Origin of the sequence: Paenibacillus sp. FSL K6-0276 (assembly GCF_037977235.1) — a bacterium.
Taxonomy (GTDB): Bacteria; Bacillota; Bacilli; order Paenibacillales; family Paenibacillaceae; genus Paenibacillus_AQ.
Map to the genome: position 1 here is coordinate 903,039 of NZ_CP150276.1, position 19,329 is coordinate 922,367.

Annotated in this window: 15 protein-coding genes; 14 read left to right on the forward strand and 1 reads right to left on the reverse strand. The window is 41.5% G+C overall.

What is annotated here, in order from left to right:
• The first annotated feature begins 134 nt into the window (after positions 1-134).
• The 14 genes from MHH52_RS03945 to MHH52_RS04010 all read left to right on the forward strand — a co-directional run bounded on the left by MHH52_RS03945 (position 135) and on the right by MHH52_RS04010 (position 18,535).
• Complete coding sequence (locus tag MHH52_RS03945) at positions 135-4,706, forward strand: S-layer homology domain-containing protein (protein WP_340006776.1); 4,572 nt, start codon at positions 135-137, stop codon at positions 4,704-4,706.
• A gap of 72 nt (positions 4,707-4,778) precedes the next feature.
• Positions 4,779-5,750, forward strand: a complete 972-nt coding sequence (locus tag MHH52_RS03950; RefSeq protein ID WP_340006778.1) for a DUF4430 domain-containing protein — start codon at positions 4,779-4,781, stop codon at positions 5,748-5,750.
• Entirely contained in the window at positions 5,750-6,640 is an 891-nt protein-coding gene (locus tag MHH52_RS03955) for an energy-coupling factor transporter transmembrane component T (protein ID WP_340006779.1), read from the forward strand. The genes MHH52_RS03950 and MHH52_RS03955 overlap by 1 nt, the downstream gene beginning before the upstream one ends.
• Positions 6,613-8,283, forward strand: a complete 1,671-nt coding sequence (locus MHH52_RS03960; protein ID WP_340006780.1) for an energy-coupling factor transporter ATPase — start codon at positions 6,613-6,615, stop codon at positions 8,281-8,283. The genes MHH52_RS03955 and MHH52_RS03960 overlap by 28 nt, the downstream gene beginning before the upstream one ends.
• Entirely contained in the window at positions 8,265-8,993 is a 729-nt protein-coding gene (locus MHH52_RS03965) for an ECF transporter S component (protein ID WP_340006781.1), read from the forward strand. Before MHH52_RS03960 ends, MHH52_RS03965 begins: the two co-directional genes overlap by 19 nt.
• Positions 8,994-8,997: 4 nt before the next feature.
• The gene (locus MHH52_RS03970) at positions 8,998-9,207 is read left to right on the forward strand and encodes a hypothetical protein (protein ID WP_340006782.1); all 210 of its coding nucleotides are present in this window, start codon (positions 8,998-9,000) and stop codon (positions 9,205-9,207) included.
• A 226-nt stretch (positions 9,208-9,433) separates the two neighbouring features.
• Positions 9,434-9,754 carry a metalloregulator ArsR/SmtB family transcription factor gene (locus MHH52_RS03975; RefSeq protein ID WP_313637033.1) on the forward strand — a complete coding sequence of 107 codons (321 nt, stop codon included), beginning with the start codon at positions 9,434-9,436 and terminating at the stop codon, positions 9,752-9,754.
• A 12-nt stretch (positions 9,755-9,766) separates the two neighbouring features.
• The gene (gene arsB / locus MHH52_RS03980; RefSeq protein WP_340006784.1) at positions 9,767-10,828 is read left to right on the forward strand and encodes an ACR3 family arsenite efflux transporter; all 1,062 of its coding nucleotides are present in this window, start codon (positions 9,767-9,769) and stop codon (positions 10,826-10,828) included.
• Between the two features lie 12 nt (positions 10,829-10,840).
• Entirely contained in the window at positions 10,841-11,263 is a 423-nt protein-coding gene (gene arsC, locus MHH52_RS03985) for an arsenate reductase (thioredoxin) (RefSeq protein WP_340006785.1), read from the forward strand.
• Between the two features lie 62 nt (positions 11,264-11,325).
• On the forward strand, positions 11,326-12,678 hold the full coding sequence (locus tag MHH52_RS03990; protein ID WP_340006786.1) for an MATE family efflux transporter: 1,353 nt from the start codon (positions 11,326-11,328) through the stop codon (positions 12,676-12,678).
• A 19-nt stretch (positions 12,679-12,697) separates the two neighbouring features.
• On the forward strand, positions 12,698-15,028 hold the full coding sequence (gshAB, locus tag MHH52_RS03995) for a bifunctional glutamate--cysteine ligase GshA/glutathione synthetase GshB (RefSeq protein WP_340006787.1): 2,331 nt from the start codon (positions 12,698-12,700) through the stop codon (positions 15,026-15,028).
• A gap of 139 nt (positions 15,029-15,167) precedes the next feature.
• Positions 15,168-16,499, forward strand: coding sequence for a cellulase family glycosylhydrolase (locus tag MHH52_RS04000; RefSeq protein WP_340006788.1), 1,332 nt, complete (start codon positions 15,168-15,170; stop codon positions 16,497-16,499).
• A 10-nt stretch (positions 16,500-16,509) separates the two neighbouring features.
• Entirely contained in the window at positions 16,510-17,157 is a 648-nt protein-coding gene (locus tag MHH52_RS04005) for a response regulator transcription factor (protein ID WP_340006789.1), read from the forward strand.
• On the forward strand, positions 17,141-18,535 hold the full coding sequence (locus MHH52_RS04010) for a HAMP domain-containing sensor histidine kinase (RefSeq protein WP_340006791.1): 1,395 nt from the start codon (positions 17,141-17,143) through the stop codon (positions 18,533-18,535). The genes MHH52_RS04005 and MHH52_RS04010 overlap by 17 nt, the downstream gene beginning before the upstream one ends.
• A 244-nt stretch (positions 18,536-18,779) precedes the next feature.
• On the opposite strand, the gene MHH52_RS04015 is transcribed toward MHH52_RS04010, so the two are convergent.
• Complete coding sequence (locus MHH52_RS04015; RefSeq protein WP_340006793.1) at positions 18,780-19,262, reverse strand: hypothetical protein; 483 nt, start codon at positions 19,260-19,262, stop codon at positions 18,780-18,782.
• Positions 19,263-19,329 lie beyond the last annotated feature (67 nt).

A 19,329-nucleotide genomic window follows, 5' to 3' on the forward strand; every position in this document is an offset into this window, starting at 1 on the left:
TATAGTATTTGCAGCTATTATTGCGCTTCACTATCTTAAACCTCTTAACGTTTATGTTGAGTGGTTTTTTTGTATTGTTAAATAAGTTTACTCTGTTTTTTATCATAGGAAGTGAAGGGAAGGGTTAAGAAAAAATGAAGAAAAATAAGTTTTTAGCTTGGTTACTCATTGTAGCTGTATTTATCACTACATTCTCTACAAGTATAGTTCCGGCTCATGCGGATGGAGCAACATCTACACTTAAAGGATACGTAACTGTATCTGTAGAAAAATTCACATTGGGTCAAGGGTATATTAAGGAACCTATTAAAGTTCCGTTCTACGAAGGGGACAATGGCGCATCACTAATAACACGTGCGCTAGGAGAAGGTAATTATAGAAATTTCGGAAGTATAGATAGTGGTTTTTATTTATCTGAAGTTAAAGATAGTGGCAGAAGTGAAGGGAATATTCCACAATATATTTTAGATATGATTTCGGCCGATGGGAATACAGTCGGCACTAAAGCAGACCCAGAGTGGTTGAGTCAGTTTGACTATACCTCCATGTCGGGTTGGATGTATGCCGTAAATAATGAATTTCCTCAGTTCGGGATGACTGATTATCAGCCTCAAGACGGTGACATCATCCGAACACAGTTCACCACTTATGGCTATAGTTCTGATCTTGGTGGCTGGGGAGAACCTCCATTTCCATTTGCCAATAAGGATGCTTTAACTGCGAAAATCGCAGAAATTAACAGTGACCCGAATAAAGAAAGTATTTTGGACAGAACAGTAGTACAAAAGGCAGTTTACCAAGCTTATTCAGCGCTCGAAAATATGGAAAGCTCTCAATTAAGTGTAGATCATGCGCTTGTCGAGCTTACCAATTCTTTAGATATAGAGCCACCTGTTATTACTGTAAGTGGTATTCAGGATAAACAGGAAGTATCCGATAAAGATTTAAGTTTCAGAGTAGCTGTCACAGATAATGTATATAACGGTATCATTCCAGTAGTGAAACTAAATGGAGTCGCTCTATCTGCTACTAATGGTGAATATAAGGTTTCTCTTAACCCAGGTGGTAATGTAATCACTGTAACGGCAGTAGACGGAGCAGAAAATAGAGCAACGCAAACTTATCAAATTACCTACAAAATAAATGCTACAACTGGAGTAAATGAACAGTTAGATAAGAGCCTTGCTTATATTCTAAACACCGTAAAGAACCCGTCATTTGGAACAGGTAGCGGAGAATGGTCAATTCTTTCTCTAGCACAGGTCAACTACGAAGTGCCAAGTGGTTATTATGATCTCTATTACAACAATGTGGCTAAGAAAGTAACAGAATTAATGAAGTATGGAAAACTCGATGCTACTAAAAGCACAGAGCATTCCAGAGCGATTCTAGGACTTACCTCTATCGGAAAAGATATCACGAATGTTGCAGGGTATGATCTATTAAATGCCCTTTCTGATTATAAATATGTTCAGAAGCAAGGGAATAATGGTCCCATATTTGCTCTGATTGCCTTGGATAGTCATAACTACGATATCCCAGTATTATTCCCTAATCCTGATAAAGATGGAGTAATATATCAAAGTACAAGGGAAAATCTGGTTCAGTACATCTTAGATAAAGAAGTTAAAAAGGGTACAGATGACGCTGGTGGTTGGGCATTAGGAGTAACCAAAGCCGATGTCGATATGACCGCGATGGCGATGCAGGCTCTTGCACCTTATTACGCAACTAATACAAGTGTAAAAGCTGCTGTAGATCGGGCGATCAAATGGCTATCGAGTACCCAAAATGATCAAGGCGGATATACAAGCTGGGGAAGTACAAGCAGCGAAAGTATCTCGCAGGTAATAGTAGCCTTAACTGGTGTAGGCGTAGATCCACATATTGACCCTAGGTTTGTAAAAAAAGGGAATTCGCTTATTGATGCACTGCTTACCTTCGCAGGACCGGATGGTGGATTTAAACATATTCTAACCGGAAAAGTAGATGGAATCGCAACGGATCAAGGTACGTATGCACTTATTGCTTACGATCGTCTGATCAATCATAAGAACCGTCTATTTGATATGAGTAATGTGGTAATTAAGCAACCAGAGGAAACGAAAGAAATAGAAGTAACGTTACCCTCAGGAGATAAACCTAAAGTTGTCATTTTTCAAAATAGTAATAATTATATTCTTCCGATAAATTCAGGGGATAACAACAAAGAAATTACAGTGGAGATCCCGGAATATAAGCAATCCACAGTAAGTGTTAATTTACCTAGTAACAGTAATCTGCCTAAGTTAGAGGTTACCAAAGGTAACGTATCTGTAGCCATTCCTAAGGGTGCACAAGTTACAAGTGGAGATTCCTCTAAGGTTGAATTGCTATCACCTACAACGGGCACAGAATCTGCGCTAAAAGATAGTCTGAATCAGATTATTTCTGGGGACAAGAAGCTGGAGAGCATTATTCAAGCTTTTTCCATGGGTGGCAGCGCAAGAGTAGAATTTAATCAATTTATAACATTAACCTTTAAGGGACTTAAGGGAAAAGATGCAGCTTATATTCAAGACGGCACACCTCATACGATTCAAAAATTTGCAAGTGATGCCTTAGGTTTAGCGAGCGACAAGCTTGAGTACGCCTATGATGACGGAAATGATTTAATTGTAAAAACCAAACACTTCACGGATTACGTTGCTTACACTTCCAGTGCAGTACAAACGCCTGGTGGTTCAGGCAATGGATATGTAACTTTATCCGTGGATAAGCTTACGATCAATAAAGGGTATGTTGTTCCATCTGTACAGGTAGATCTACAACCAGGTGACACAGCATGGTCTGTGCTAAAAAGATTACTAGATACCCACGGTATCGAATTCAGTGAATCTTGGAGCAGTAAATACGGAAGTGTTTATGTAGAATCGATCGCAGGCGATGGGGAATTTGACCATGGCAGCGGTAGTGGATGGATGTATAATGTGAATGGATATTATCCTGGGTACGGGGCATCTCAATATACCCTGAATCCTGGAGATAGTATTCAGTGGCGTTATACTACGGATTTGGGTGAGGATATAAATGCAGGTATGCCAACCTCAACCCTGCCTAAACCTGGCGGTACTCCTGCTCCGGGTGGTGCAGTCGGTGGTGGTGATCCGAATGCGAGTCCAGCTCCAGTAGAGACTCCTAAGGTTCCTAATCAGAATACAAATGATATCAAACAACTGTATAAAGACGCCGATAAGATCTCACCATGGGCATATTCAGCGATTGAAACAGCTACAGTAAAAGGATATATCCAAGGTAACAATGGTCAGGTGAATCCGAAAGATCATATTACAAGAGCAGAGTTCACTAAGATCCTAGTTTCTGCATTAGAACTGGATATTAAGAGTGATAAAGGAATTACCTACAAGGATGTCGCTCTAGGCGATTGGTTCTATCCATATGTGAATGCTGCTCATAAGGCAGGTCTAATCACAGGTTTTAATAATGAATTTAAACCAAATGACAAGATTACTCGCGAGCAAATGGCAGCAATTATCGTTAGAGCATTATCAATCCCAGCTACGAAGCCAGGGACAGCTATCAAAGACATCAATACCGCATCCGCATGGGCAAAGGCAGACGTGGAAACCATTGTTGCCACTGGACTTATGTTAGGTGATAATAATCAATTTAAACCTAAAGAGTTTGTAACAAGAGAAATGGCAGCCGTTGTAGCCACTAGATCCCATGATTATAAGAGTGGGAACAAAGTGGTTAGTCCAAATATTCAGAACACAGCAGTTACTCCATACATTGAGAACACAGCAGCTTTTTTGCAAAAAACAGTGACAAACCCGGTCATCTCCACGATTGGTGGGGACTGGACAGTGTTCGGGTTGGCACGTTCTGGTGTAAAGGTTCCAGATAGTTATTACGCTAAGTACTATGCGAATGTAGAAGCAACCCTTAAAGAAAAATCAGGGAAGCTGCATAGCGTAAAATATACGGAATATGATAGAGTTATTTTGGCATTATCTTCAATCGGCAAAAATATTGATAAAGTGGCGGGTTATAACCTGCTTGAACCGCTCGCTGATTTTGATACTTTAATCAAGCAAGGTATCAATGGACCTGTGTTTGCTCTTATCGCACTGGACAGCAATCATTACGAAATTCCAGTGGTTAAGAATGTAAAGACACAGACGACTAGAGAGATGCTCATTGATTTTATTTTGGGCAGAGAGATCAACGGTGGCGGATGGGCACTAGGCAGTAATGCTGCTGCGGCAGATCCAGATATCACTGGGATGGTTATTCAAGGCTTGACCCCGTATTATAAAACTAATGCCAAAGTAAAGGCTGCTGTAGATCGTGGAATTGCTTGGTTATCCAAGACACAAACAGCAGACGGTGGTTTCGCAAGCTGGGAATCTACGAACTCCGAGAGCATTGCTCAGGTGATTGTAGCTTTAACTGGCCTTGGCATAGATCCACATAAGGATTCCAGATTTATTAAGAATGGACATTCCGTGGTGGACGCTTTGCTTGGCTTTGCTGCACCTGAAGGAGGCTTCTATCATGTGAAGCAGGGTGGAGTAGGCAACGGCGGCGCGAAACCAGGAGAAGTAGATCTAATGGCTACGGACCAGGCTATGTATGCACTGGTTGCGTATGATCGGTACGTTAAGGGTCAGACGCATCTTTATGACATGACAGACGTTAAATAGAATTTAATTTAGAGAAATAAGCAAGGGTAGCATGTGTACCCTTGCTTATTATTTAAGGTGGGAACTTAAGTAATGAACAAGAAAAAATGGCTAACAGCAATACTAATTATAGGCGTCCTGGCGATCGCCTTCTTTTGGGGCGGGAATTACCAGAAGAGCCCGAACAAGGTTGCGAGTAACAGCGCTGAGTCTCACGTTGTAGAATCAGACAACACTGCTTCCAATCAGAATGTTGATGCAGAGCCTACAGCGTCAAGCGATGCCGAGACAACGGAGATAGTACCGTCAGCTACGCCTAGTGAAACAGCTAAGCCCGTCGAAACGGTAACGCCAACTGAAGAGGTTAAGCCATCAGAAACGGCAACGCCAACAGAAACTGCATCAACAGAAGTTGTAAAGCCGACAGCAACACCAAAAGCGGATACAAAGGCACAACCGACCGCATCACCGAAAGCGGCTAAAACGTCCACACCGGATTCTAAAGTAAAGAAACCAGAAACCAAAGTAGCGACAACAGAAACGAAGCAGGAACCGAAAAAGGATAAATTTCTTACTGATCCAGTCCCAACAGGCAAACCTAAGCCAGTGGAATGGCAAGATGCAACGGTAGATAAGAAAAAAGCATTAACGGCTACATTGTCCGTCTCGGCGGCAACGATTTTAGATAACATGGATATTTTTAATGAGGCTAAGCTTGAAGTATTGCCGGCAGATGGTATCATTTATAAAGCGCAAAAGGTAACCTTCTATGAAGGCGAGTCTGTGTTTGATGTTTTACTAAGAGAGATGAAGAAGAATAAAATCCATATGGAATTTAGTATGACTCCGATCTATAACAGTAATTATATTGAAGGCATAAATAATCTGTATGAATTTGATGCTGGAGAGCTTAGTGGATGGATGTACAAAGTAAATGGTTGGTTCCCTAACTACGGCAGTAGTCGTTATGTTCTTAAGGATGGCGATGTCATTGATTGGGTATATACTTGTGATTTAGGTCGAGATGTAGGTGGTAATGGAGCCACAGGAGGAGCACAGAAATAATGCAGGATAGCTTTTCTACCTTTCATCCGTTTGTGAATTTTCTTTATTTTGTTGTTGTGTTGCTGTTTAGCATGGTGTTCATGCATCCCATATTTCAGGTGATTGCTCTTATTAGTGCAGTGGTCTACTCCTTTATGTTAAAAGGAAAAAAGGCGATCAAATTTAATTTGCTGTACATGATCCCTTTTTTGCTGTTTATGGCTATTATGAATCCTGTTTTTAATCATCAAGGGGTAACGATCCTGTTCTATTTAAATAACGGAAACCCCATTACGATGGAATCCATTCTTTATGGCGTGGCAGCGGCGTGTATGTTTGTGACGGTAATCATATGGTTCTCCTGTTATAACGTCGTGATGACCTCGGATAAGTTTATTTATATATTCGGAAAAATACTGCCGGCACTGTCGTTGATTTTTTCGATGGTGCTTCGTTTTGTTCCTAGATATTTAGCGCAAATCAAGGTGATTTCAAATGCTCAAAAATGTATAGGCAGGGATGTCTCACAGGGGAATCTTCTCGCGCGAGCACGGAATGGGATAACGATCCTCTCGATTATGACCACCTGGGCTTTGGAAAATGCGATTGAGACGGCGGATTCCATGAAATCAAGAGGGTATGGATTGCCGGGACGTACAAGCTTTTCGATCTTCCGTTTAGATGCCCGGGACAAAGTAGTACTCTTGATCATGACAGGCTTAATTGCGATGGTAGCCGTCTCTGCAGCGATGGGCGAGAACACTATGAGATATTATCCGTCCATTAAAGCGAGCGCAATTTCGCCCTTTAGTATCCTTGTATATATCGCTTATTTTGCGCTATGTATGATCCCTGTGCTCATCAATATGGTGGAGGCAATGAAATGGAAATCTATCGAATCGAAGAACTAAGTTTTACCTTTCCTGAACAAGAGCAAGCGGCTCTTTCGAATATTAATCTTACGATTTCAAGCGGAGACTTCATTACGATTTGTGGAAAGTCAGGCTGCGGCAAAAGCACCCTGCTTAGACAACTGAAAACAATCCTAACCCCACACGGCAAACGCCAAGGGGCAATTTATTATAAGGGTCAACCTGTAGAAGAGATCGATCAACGGACACAAGCAGCGGAAATCGGTTATGTACTCCAAAGTCCGGACAATCAAATTGTGACTGACAAGGTGTGGCATGAGTTGGCCTTTGGTCTTGAAAGCTTAGGCTATGACAATTCTACGATTCGTCTGCGTGTGGCTGAAATGGCGAGTTTTTTCGGGATTCAGACCTGGTTTCATAAAAATGTGACTGAGCTTTCGGGCGGTCAGAAGCAACTGCTCAATTTAGCTGCGATTATGGCTATGCACCCTTCGGTTCTAATCCTTGACGAGCCCACCTCTCAGCTAGATCCTATCGCGGCTTCGGATTTTCTGGAGACGGTCAAAAAGATAAATCGTGAGCTTGGAACAACCGTTATCATGACCGAGCATCGGCTAGAGGATGTTCTTCCGCTCACAGATCGGCTGATTGTTCTGAATGAGGGCGTCGTGATTGCCGATGATACCCCGCAAAGGGTGGGAGAAACCTTAAGCAAGCTGAAGCATCCGATGTTTCTGTCCATGCCCTCGCCGATGCAAATTTACGCGGGAGTAGATCATGACTTAGCGTGGCCTGTTACAGTGAAGGAAGGACGTCAATGGCTGGATGCTTTTCTTAAGGATAAGACTCCTGCAACGATGGTAGAATCTCAGCCAAGCTCGAAAGGGGACGGCCCTGTTGTCATAAAGTTCAAGGATGTATGGTTTAAATATGAGAAAAACGGACCGGATATCATTAAAGATTTATCGTTTGAAGTAAAGCAGGGGCAGTTCTATTGTATTGTGGGTGGGAACGGCACGGGCAAGACTTCAACCCTGTCACTGATGAGCGGCATCCTTCAGTCCTATCGAGGCAAGGTTCTAATCGGCGGGAAGAACCCCGCGAAGATGAATGCCAAAGAACTGTTTACTAATAATCTGGGCATCCTTCCGCAAAATCCGCAAACGTTATTTGTGAAAAAAACAGTCGAGTTAGATTTATACGAGATGTTATCCCAGCTCCCTTTAACGAAGGAAGAAAAAGCGGCTAAAGTTGAGGCCGTGGTTAAGTTCGCAGAACTGGAACATCTTCTCTCGATGCATCCGTATGATCTCAGTGGTGGAGAACAGCAACGCACGGCGCTGGCTAAGGTGCTTTTGTTAGAGCCGAAGATTCTGCTGCTGGATGAACCGACGAAAGGACTGGATGGACCTTTCAAGGAGAAGCTAGCCTTATTTCTGCAAAAGCTTAATGCCGAAGGCGTTACCATCATAATGGTCTCACATGACGTTGAATTTTGTGCCAAATATGCTGAGGTTTGCGCGATGTTTTTTGATGGGAGTATCATCACCACGAACGAAGCGAAGAAGTTTTTTGCGGGAAACAGCTTCTATACTACTGCTGCTAACCGTATGGCGCGACATGTATGGAGCGAGGGAGTAACGATAGAGGGTGTGATTGATTTATGTCAAAGAAGCAGGTAACGGGTCGTCGTTTAAGTCGTCGAACTTTATTAGCAGCACTACTAATCTTCATAGTGATTCCAGCTACGATTTTGTTAGGCATCTTCGTTCTAGACGATCGAAAATATTACTTTATTAGTCTCTTGATCGTTATCTATACGATGATTCCTTTTGCGATGGTGTTCGAGCATCGGAAGCCGCAGGCGAGGGAGCTGATCGTCATAGCGGTGTTAGCAGCCATTGCCGTGGCGGGTCGCGCAGCCTTTTTTATGTTGCCGCAGTTTAAGCCTGTAGTTGCTATTGTGATCATCGCAGGTGTGAGTTTGGGCGCTGAGGCAGGATTTCTGGTAGGCGCTGTTGCGGGCTTCGTCTCAAATTTCTTCTTTGGTCAGGGACCTTGGACGCCTTGGCAAATGTTCTGTTTTGGCATTATTGGTTTCTTGGCGGGCATTTTCTTCAAGAAGGGTCTGCTTAAAAAGACTAAACTGTCTCTATGTATATTTGGAGGGTTAGCGACGTTCTTGGTATACGGAGGTATTATCAATATAGGCTCGCTGTTGATGTTCACTTCAGAGTTCTCATGGCCGGCTTTGATGACCACTTATATTTCAGCCTTTTGGTTTGATATGGTGCATGCGATCTCTACGGTGGTGTTTTTGTTCTTTATTTCTAAGCCTATGATTGAAAAGTTGGATCGGATAAAAATGAAGTATGGGTTGATTGAGCCTTAGGTTTTTGAGTTGGCTGTTTGTGCTAGGCGCTGTACGCTGGCGGACGCTCCGAGAACGGACTGTTGTTACAATCGCTGTTGTCTCCAGATGTATTGATTATACACTTAGCAGTGTACATCTAGAGACAAAGGCGAACGCTCTGCTTTTCCGCAATCAGTCCGTTCTCTCCGCTGCTATCAGCGCGAATCCCAAACACAAACAAAAGGCTCAATGAAACCCCCTTCGATTTTTAGCCGAAGTTAAGAGAGAAAGTGCAAAACAGCCGGCCTCCAATAAACGGAGGCTGGCTGTTTTTCTATGTTCAGGGTTAGTAGAAGCAAAACTCATACTCGAAATGTGGTGAATGATTCACGAGCAAATAAGTGATTGATTATATAAGTGATTGATTATATAAGTGATTGATTATATAATAAGTTCGAGACAACGGAGGTGGGAATTATATGACGATTTCAACGGAAGAAATGGCGGAGCATTTTAAGCTGCTAGGAGATAAAACTCGATTAAGAATTGTATCCATTTTATATCAGCAAGAAATGTGTGTGTGCCATTTGGTAGAGCTGCTTCAGACCACTCAACCGAATATTAGCCAACATCTCCGCAAGTTAAAGGATGCAGGGTTAGTCTATGAGGAACGAAGAGGGCAGTGGATCTATTATTCACTCCAAGTTGAAGATAAACCGCACTTAAAAGATGCGCTTCAATATTTACCACACCTGGATGCTGGGATGCAAGAAAAAATAAATGCCATGGTGTGCGAATAGGAGTGGGGATCTATGAATCAAGGAAAATCTAAAAGATTATCTTTCCTGGATCGTTATCTGACCTTTTGGATATTTGGAGCGATGGCAATCGGTATCGGGTTGGGATATGTAGTTCCAAATTTCTCAGATCAAGTATCCAGTATGCAAGTCGGAACAACATCGATACCTATTGCTATCGGTCTAATTGTTATGATGTATCCTCCCCTTGCGAAAGTGAAATATGAGAAGCTTGGTCGAGTGTTTAAGGATTGGAAAGTACTATTGTTGTCTCTAGTGCAGAACTGGATTATCGGTCCGATTCTCATGTTCGTGTTAGCTATATTATTTCTAAGTGATATGCCCGAGTATATGATTGGACTGATCATGATCGGATTAGCAAGATGTATTGCCATGGTGCTTGTATGGAGTGATTTGGCAAAGGGAGATCCTGAGTATACAGCAGGTCTTGTTGCTTTTAATTCGATCTTTCAGATTCTGTTCTATTCCATATTTACGTATGTGTTTATAACCGTATTACCCGGTTGGTTTGGTGTTCAGGGAGCTGTAGTGGATATCTCGATGGGACAAATTGCGGAAAGTGTGCTCATTTATTTGGGGATTCCTTTTGCAGCAGGTTTATTGACTCGTATAGCAGGAATCAAACTTAAAGGGGAAACATGGTATCAAGAAGTATTTATTCCCCGAATTAGTCCACTCGCCTTAATTGCTTTGTTGTTCACGATCGTGTTGATGTTTACGCTAAAAGCAGACCTAATCGTCCAGCTACCCATGGATGTGGTGCGTATCGCAATTCCGATGGTGATCTATTTTGTTGTCATGTTTGTAGTCTCTTTCTTCTTATCCAAACGAGCTGGAACCTCTTATCCTGTAGCTACCTCGTTATCCTTTACAGCAGCTAGTAATAATTTTGAATTAGCCATTGCAGTCGCTATCGGGGTATTTGGATTGGATTCAGGAGTAGCCTTTGCAGCTGTAATTGGACCCTTAGTAGAAGTGCCCGTATTAATTGGTCTTGTAAATGTATCGCTTTGGATTAAGCGGAAGCATTTTGAACCCTCAGTAAGTAAAGAATAGGAGCGATATCAGATGAGCAAACCTTTAGTTTATTTTCTTTGTACAGGAAACTCTTGTCGTAGTCAGATTGCGGATGGATTCTTGAAAGCACTAGGTGGAGATCGTTATGAAGTGAAAAGTGCTGGCTTAGAATCACATGGATTAAACCCTAGAGCCGTTCTGGTGATGCAAGAGGCAGGTATTGATATATCCAACCATACTTCTGATGTCATCGAACCTGAAATTTTGGAATATGCAGATTATGTGATTACACTTTGTGGTCATGCGGATGAGCATTGCCCAGTGATTACGAATCCAAATGTAGTGAAATGGCACTGGGGATTTGATGATCCAGCAAAAGCAACAGGAACCGAAGAAGAAATTTGGGCTCAATTCCGAAAGGTACGAGATTCCATTCAATCTAGAATTGAAACATTCTTAATTGAAGGAGAATAAATGGAGCTTCGAACCGACCCTAAGGGTCGGTTTTTAAATTAAATGAAGAAGGAGTACTAGACATGAAGGACTTGAAGGACATGAACGATTTGACTCAGGGTCCTATTATGCCTACCTTAATGAAATTAACGCTTCCCATTATTGCAACTAATTTCATCTCCACCACCTATGGTCTAGTCGATATGATTTGGGTTGGAAGATTAGGAAGTGGTCCTGTTGCTGCGATTGGCACGGCGAGTTTTTTCATTAATCTAGCGATTGCATTATCTACCATGATTACGATCGGTACTGGGATTAAGGTGGCACATTGTATGGGATCTGGTCAGGGAGAGAAGGCTAAATCTTATATAAAGAACGGATTTATGATGTCTATTTTATTAGGGCTTCTCTATATGAGCTTAGTCCTGTTGACCAAGAATCAGTTGATTGGTTTTTTTGATCTTGGAAGTGATGAAGTAGAACGGATGGCTAGACAATTTCTAATGATTTCGATATTTGGATCGGTATTTTCCATCGTGAATACTTTGTTTGCAACACTCTTAAACTCTATGGGCAATAGTAAACAACCGTTTCAGATCTTCTCCATCGGTCTTATGGTTAATATCGTACTTGATCCGTTTTTAATTTTTGGAGTGGGTAGTTTTGAGGGATGGGGAGTAGCAGGGGCAGCTACTGCAACATTAACGGCGAATATCTTAGTTACGGCTCTTTTTATCATGAAGACAAGAAAGTCAGAAATCATTTCTAACACTACAGCGTGGGACAGTCGCCAAATGAAAGAAGTAATCCGCATGGGGCTTCCAATAACGATCCAACGGGTCACCTTTACGATCATATCGATCATCATTGCCAAGATCATTGTACGTTTTGGAGCGGATGCTATTGCGGTTCAAAAAGTAGGAATCCAAATTGAATCCATTTCCTATATGACCATTGGAGGACTACAGGGAGCTATCGCCGCTTTTTTTGGTCAAAATTATGGAGCACGTCGATTGGATCGTATTGGGCAGGGTTATCGTCAGGCCTTGATCTTAACATCCATCTTCGGTGTGATCGTATCACTTATATTTATTGCGTTCCCGCAGCAGCTATTTTCATTGTTTTTATCGGATCAGACAAGTCTGGAATTAGGCGCGGATTATATGCGGATCATCGGTTACTCACAATTGTTCATGTGTATGGAATTGATGACAGTGGGTGCGTTTAACGGCATTGGGCAAACCCATATTCCGCCGATATTCAGTATTACATTTACTGCACTCCGAATACCGCTAGCCTTGATCTTATCTGAACCTTTTGGCTTAAATGGGGTGTGGATGTCGATTGCTCTAAGCAGTGTGTTCAAGGGAGTTGTTCTTGTGTTCTGGTTTAGGAGATCTTTGTTCAGAATGAATAAACAGCAGGTAAATATTTAAGCAAAGGATGATAGTAGACATGGCATTATTGAATCGTAAACTCATACAGCTTCTGATGGATCACCATTTAAATAAGGAACTTTTCCACGGGCAATTTGGTTTAGAAAAAGAAAATGTCAGAGTTGATCCAGAGGGAAGACTTGCGCTGACTCCGCATCCTAAAGCTTTTGGCAACAAAATGGAGAACCCCTATATTCAAACCGATTTCTCAGAGAGTCAAATTGAAATGGTCACACCCTCTTTTGATTCTATTACAGAGACTTATAGTTTTATGGAGGCACTGCAGGATATTGTCTCGCTTGAGCTTAATGAAGAATACCTGTGGCCAAGCAGCAATCCTCCTATGTTACCGAATGATAAGGACATTCCCATTGCCAAGATGGGTAATCCTGTAGAGGATGAATATAGACATCAGCTAGCCGACAAGTATGGTCGCAAAAGACAATTGCTGAGCGGAATTCATTATAATTTCTCTTTTGACGAACAATTTCTTAGACAGCTTCATGACATAGTAGATCCACAAGAGAGCTTTAAAGACTTCAAAGATGCTACCTATTTAAAAGTAGCCCGTAACCTATTGCGGTACCGCTGGCTTCTCATCTATTTAACAGGTGCCAGTCCTGTTTTTGATAAGACTTATATGGAACAATGTGTGGCACGGGGTGAGTCGGATGACGAAAAAAGCTTTTATTATCTAAATATGAATTCACTTCGGAATAGCGAATGCGGGTATCGGAATGAAAAACCTCTCTATGTGTCTTTTGATTCGCTTACGGACTATGTGCATGATTTGAAATCGTTGATTGAATCCGAAGAATTACTAAGTATAAAAGAGTTTTATAGTCCGGTTAGATTGAAGACAGCAAGAGGAAAACATCCTTTAGAGGAGCTGCTACAAGATGGAATTGCCTACCTGGAGCTTCGTTTTATTGACCTGAATCCACTCTACAAAATAGGAATCAGCAAAGAAACGATGATTTTCATTCATCTGTTTATCCTGTATATGCTGCTGAAAGAGGACGAACCGTTCGGAGTAGAGGATCAGAAGATGGCAAACCTTAATCATGATCAACTGATCATGGAGGGAATAAAGGGATGCTTACATGATTACGGAGATTTTTGTACAACGATGGAACAGAAAGCATTAACTTGTATTCAAGAAATGCAGGATATGATACAGCTGTTGAAACCTGAAGATGAAGAGTTCTCGAACGTTCTGAATGGAGCTAAGGATAAGATTCTAGATCCAGATCGGAGTTTTGCGGCCATTGTGAAGTCGGAAGTTCAGCAATCCTCTTTTGTAAAATATCATCTGAATAAAGCTAAACAATATGCTAAGGAAAGTCTTCAGAACGGATATCGATTTGTCGGATATGAGGATCTGGAGCTGTCTACACAGCTACTATTGAAGGCAGCAGTTAAACGTGGCATTAAGTTTCAATTGATCGATAGGGAGGAGAATTTCGTAGTACTTACTAAAGGAGATCATAAAGAATACGTTAAGCAAGCTACGAAGACATCCCTAGATTCTTACAGCACGGTACTAATTATGGAGAATAAGATTGTTACGAAGAAAGTCCTTAGCCAACAAGGAATCCGCGTTCCCACAGGAGAGGCTTTTCGAAATCTTGAAGAGGCTATGAATGCCTATAGAACTTACTGCAACAAGGCAATCGTGATCAAGCCTAAATCAACGAATTTTGGACTCGGCATTACTATTTTTACAGATGAATTCTCCAAAGAAGATTATCAAAAAGCCTTCGAAATCGCCTTCGAACATGATCGAACAGTACTGCTTGAGGAATTTATGACAGGGAAAGAATATCGTTTTCTAGTCATGGGCGATGAAGTAGTTGGAGTATTGCACCGGGTTCCTGCGAATGTGGTCGGAGATGGTCTACATACGATAGAACAGTTGGTTCATGAGAAGAACAAGGATCTGCTAAGAGGCCAAGGATATAAGACTCCTCTTGAGAAAATTCAGATTGGTGAAGCAGAAGGGATGTTCTTGAAGAACCATGCTCAGGCTTGGAGCGATATCCCTCCTTTAAATCAGGTCATCTATCTGCGGGAGAATTCTAATATTAGCACGGGTGGAGACAGCTTAGACTTTACGGATGAGATTCCGGATAGCTATAAAGAAATTGCCATTCATTCAGCTAAAGCTGCGGGGGCTACTTTTTGTGGAGTAGATATGATGATTGATAACATCAAGGAAAACGCCACCGATACCAATTACAGCATTATTGAGATCAATTTTAATCCAGCGATTCATATTCACTGTTACCCTTATAAAGGGAAGAATCGAAAGGCGGATGAACGGATTCTGGATTTATTATTTGGGGAATAGAAAGAACAAACTTAATGAAGCTCAACCAGTATTTTGGGTTGAGCTTTTACTTTTAATTGAGCCGATTCCGGCTTGATTTCCACTTCCGTGTGACACTCTTGTAACAGAGATTCGATACGATAGGTTACGAGGTGAGAAAATGAAGAAATCTAAAGCTTTTATCGTGTTGATCTTATTGTTGGTCGTGGGATGCAGTTCAGTACCACCGCAAGCCAATCAAGAACTGAGGAAAGAAGAGAAGAAAGAAGAGAAGAAAGAAGAGAAGAAAGAAGAGAAGAAAGAAGAGAAGAAGGAAGTGAAGCAAGAAAGGAATGAGAAGCTAGCCTTCTGGGATGTTCAGAGAAAAGGAACGAATTTCATGAATTCAAAATCTTTACCGGAAAACTATGAAGCCGCCAAAGAGCAGAATATTGAATTCATTCGTTTGGCACCAGATAAATGGGCAAAAGACAGTGACTACTTATTTAATGACAAACCGGATACGAACCCGGATAAAGATTTTCTAATAGGGAATGCAGATAAGTATGAAGGGATTGTTGCGGAGGATTTTGCCGCGTTAGAAGCGGACTTAGATGCAGCTGAGGCTCGGGGCTCCAAAGTGGTGCTAACCGTCCTCAGTCTCCCTGGAGATCGCTGGAGGCAGTTCAACAATTATAAAAATGATGATCGGATATGGAAAGATTTCAGTTATCATGAACAAGCGGCAGTGTTTTGGAGAGATCTAGCAAGTCGATTGAAAGATCACCCTGCATTGATCGGTTATAACCTGATTAATGAGCCACATCCAGAGACTGCTACGGGATTTCATGATTTCTGGACACAGGATTACAACGAATGGTATAGCTCAGTGGAGAACACCCCTGCGGATTTGAATCTTTTGTATGAGACGATAGTGACCGCTATACGTACCGTAGATTCCAAGACACCAATTATCGTAAATTCTGGCCTGTATGCTACACCTTGGGCCTTTAAATATTTGAAACCGATCAAAGACGAGAATGTGTTGTATGCTTTTCATATGTACGAGCCTTACGAGCTAACCAGTCAAAATAAGAAAAAAGGGTTAACCTATGAATATCCTGGGACGATAAAGGTCGGGGAAGATAAAACAGAAAAAGCTTTTAACAAGGAAGCCTTAAAGGAATTTCTAGAACCTGTTGCGCAGTGGGCAAAGGAACATAACATACCCGCAAATCGGATTGTTGCAGAAGAATTTGGAACGAATCAACTAGTAAAAGGTGCAGATCAATATATGGCTGATTTAATTTCGATTTTCGATGATTTCGGTTGGCACTGGGCGTTCTATGCGTTTCGTGAGGATACTTGGGACGGTATGGATTATGAACTGGGCAATCAACCTCCAACGTGGGAATATTGGCAAGCAATAGAGAAAGGCGAACAGCCTCCTCGGAAAGCAGTGGATAACCCGATATGGGAAGTATTGAAGAAAGGACTTGAAAGAAAGGAGTAATTGATGCTACTTGAACATTCTAATTGCGGATGATGAGAAACATATGATCACTATATTGAAGACTTATTTTGAAAAAGAAGGCTATAACGTTTGGGTAGCTGCGGATGGGGAGGAGGCGCTTGAGCTCTTTTTTTCGAATCGAATCGATCTTGTGGTACTGGATTGGATGATGCCTAAGCGAAGCGGGATTGAGGTTTGTAATGAAATCAAGAAAGTTAGTCTAGCCAAGGTGGTGATGCTGACCGCGCGATCTTCCCATGACGATGAATTTAGCGCTTTAGATATAGGTGCAGATGAATATATAAGAAAACCATTTGATCCACGGATTTTAATGCTTAGAATCAAAAAAATGCTAGGGACCGAAAAAGTAGCTGCTATACGTGACTTAGAGATCGATTTTGAGCGAAAGAAAGTGTACAAGAATGGGGAGGAACTGGCTCTTTATAAAAAAGAATTTGAATTGCTAACCTTCCTATATGAGAATAAAGGCCGAATTTTGTCCAGAGATTCTTTGTTATCTTCCGTTTGGGGGATGGATTACCTTGGCGAAGAAAGAACCGTCGATACACATATCAAGAGATTGCGCGATAAGATTGGGGCTGACCACGTAATCACACACAGGGGAATGGGGTACAGCTTCCATGATGAAAATCAATAAAATAAGCACCAAGTTATTGATTATGGTAAGTATCATTCTGCTGATTGTGTTTGGGACGTCCTATTTATTGCATAATTATTTCTCGTCTGATTATTACTTGTACAAAATGAAAACCAAGATTAATGCCATCTATGACGAAGTAAAGGATCTCAGTCTGGATCAGCTCGTGGAGAATGAAACGTCGATCGAGAACAATAACAACGTAACGATTGTTAGGGTTAAAAACAACGGAAGCGTAGCAGAAATTAACGATAATTTACAATTTGCTCTGTTTAAAGATAAGGTGGCCCTTAATAAGTTCTGGATCACGGAAGAAGTCTTGCAGAAGGTAAACGAAGGGAATACGGTCAATCTTTTATTTAATCAGGGGAAATTGAAGTCCAGTCTGTTAACGAAAATATACGAGCAGGATGGCAGTCTGATCCTCATAGGAACTGTGGTTGTACACAATACAGATGCCTTGAACATCGTAAATCAATTCAGCTTCTATTCTATTCTTTTGGGCATAATTATCAGTTTGCTGTTAGTGGCCTATTTTTCGAAAAAGATCATTACCCCATTAGAGCAGTTACAGGATGTGGCGAAGGATATCTCCAATCTCGATTTTAAACAAGTGACGATTAAATCGGGGGATGAAATCGAAGAATTATCCAAAAGCATAAACCAGATGAGTCAGCGTTTGAAAAGCGCCCATACAGAGCTAGAGAAGAAAAATCAAAGCTTAAACACATTGATCTCAAGCATTTCACACGAGGTGAAGACACCGTTATCCTTAATCCAAGCTTATACCATCGGGATTCAAGACGATCTGGATAATGGAACGTATACGGATATCATTTTGGAACAGGTGAAGTATACGTCTGATATGGTGGATTACTTAATTAAACTGTCCAAGATCCAAAAGACCGAAGTGCATAAAGAGAAATTTGATCTTAAAGAGCTTCTGCTCAAAGTGATCTCACAATATAATATTACGCTTAAAAATAAAAACCTGACCTTACAGACTGACTTCCATTCAGCTGAACGATCCATCGTTGAAGAGGATATCAGCCAAATGGAGATTGTATTCAATAACTTAATTAGTAATGCCATTAAATATGGGGAAGAGAATATCTTTGCAATCTCACTAGCGGGTGATACCACCGATACACTAAAATTCACTATCACTAATAAAACCACGCGCTTGAAAGAGGAGCATTTAGCGTATATCTGGGACCCGTTCTATGTTATCGAGGAGTCTCGGAATAAAGAAATCTCCGGAACTGGACTTGGCCTGTCTATCGTCGCGGAGATTCTAGCTAAAAATGATCTGAAATACGAAGCCATATTAGAGGATTCGTATATTAGTTTTAGTGTTTGGTTTGATGTTAAGGATTGATGTTAAAGTTATGTGGTTAGATTTTCCTGTTGAGGTTAGCTGTTGAAGTTTGATCTTAAAGCTTTGTACCCTTGAAAAGGTGAAAAGTAACGGAGGGAATTTTGGAACTGTAGGAGCGGAGCGTTCGCCTTTGTCTCCGGATGTTATCCGCTGAAGGCGGTAAAATCAAAAACATCTGGAGACAACAGCGACCGAAAGTCCAAACTTCCCGCAGTTACGCCTGTTACCTTTTCCCCGAGAACTTTTAATTAAGCTTCAAAAGCGCCGAATTATCAACAAAAGTAGCCGTATTAAACAACATCAATACATCCTTGATATCATTCTGAGCCATGTACTCACTGATACTCCCGTTATAATAACGGATGTCAATCACGTGGATTTCCGGTACGTGCTGAGTTAGGAAAGGAATGACACTATGCGCATAGGAGTCCTTGATGACAAGCAACTTTTCCTGTTTGACCACTTTAGGATCAAGCTGGCTTGTGATTTTCATGAGGGCATGAACGCCACCTAGGGCCATCTTTCCCTTGTGCCAGAGTAGACCAATGTTATTGGCGTGCAGCACTTTTTTGGCTAGACCGATAATGAATCTTCGTACGCCTTCTGCGAACAAGGGGATATCTACCGACATAGAGCTAACCACAATCCACTTGCGCTGCACCGTAGTTAGCTTCGGACTACTAAGAAGTAGACCAAAACCGTAATCCGTAAAGGTAGACAGCAACATAATTACAATGTAGACGGGTTCGCCCCAAGCATAAAAAAACTAGGCTGATTAAGAACAATATGAGGTT

Coding starts and splice junctions, on each gene's coding strand:
- MHH52_RS04010 (WP_340006791.1), top strand. CDS start 17,141: ATGATGAAAATCAATAAAATAAGCACCAAGTTATTGATTATGGTAAGT.
- MHH52_RS04000 (WP_340006788.1), top strand. CDS start 15,168: ATGAAGAAATCTAAAGCTTTTATCGTGTTGATCTTATTGTTGGTCGTG.
- gshAB (WP_340006787.1), top strand. CDS start 12,698: ATGGCATTATTGAATCGTAAACTCATACAGCTTCTGATGGATCACCAT.
- MHH52_RS03955 (WP_340006779.1), top strand. CDS start 5,750: ATGCAGGATAGCTTTTCTACCTTTCATCCGTTTGTGAATTTTCTTTAT.
- arsB (WP_340006784.1), top strand. CDS start 9,767: ATGAATCAAGGAAAATCTAAAAGATTATCTTTCCTGGATCGTTATCTG.
- MHH52_RS03965 (WP_340006781.1), top strand. CDS start 8,265: ATGTCAAAGAAGCAGGTAACGGGTCGTCGTTTAAGTCGTCGAACTTTA.
- MHH52_RS03975 (WP_313637033.1), top strand. CDS start 9,434: ATGACGATTTCAACGGAAGAAATGGCGGAGCATTTTAAGCTGCTAGGA.
- MHH52_RS03960 (WP_340006780.1), top strand. CDS start 6,613: ATGGAAATCTATCGAATCGAAGAACTAAGTTTTACCTTTCCTGAACAA.
- MHH52_RS03990 (WP_340006786.1), top strand. CDS start 11,326: ATGAAGGACTTGAAGGACATGAACGATTTGACTCAGGGTCCTATTATG.
- MHH52_RS03950 (WP_340006778.1), top strand. CDS start 4,779: ATGAACAAGAAAAAATGGCTAACAGCAATACTAATTATAGGCGTCCTG.
- MHH52_RS03945 (WP_340006776.1), top strand. CDS start 135: ATGAAGAAAAATAAGTTTTTAGCTTGGTTACTCATTGTAGCTGTATTT.
- MHH52_RS04015 (WP_340006793.1), bottom strand. CDS start 19,262: ATGTTGCTGTCTACCTTTACGGATTACGGTTTTGGTCTACTTCTTAGT.
- arsC (WP_340006785.1), top strand. CDS start 10,841: ATGAGCAAACCTTTAGTTTATTTTCTTTGTACAGGAAACTCTTGTCGT.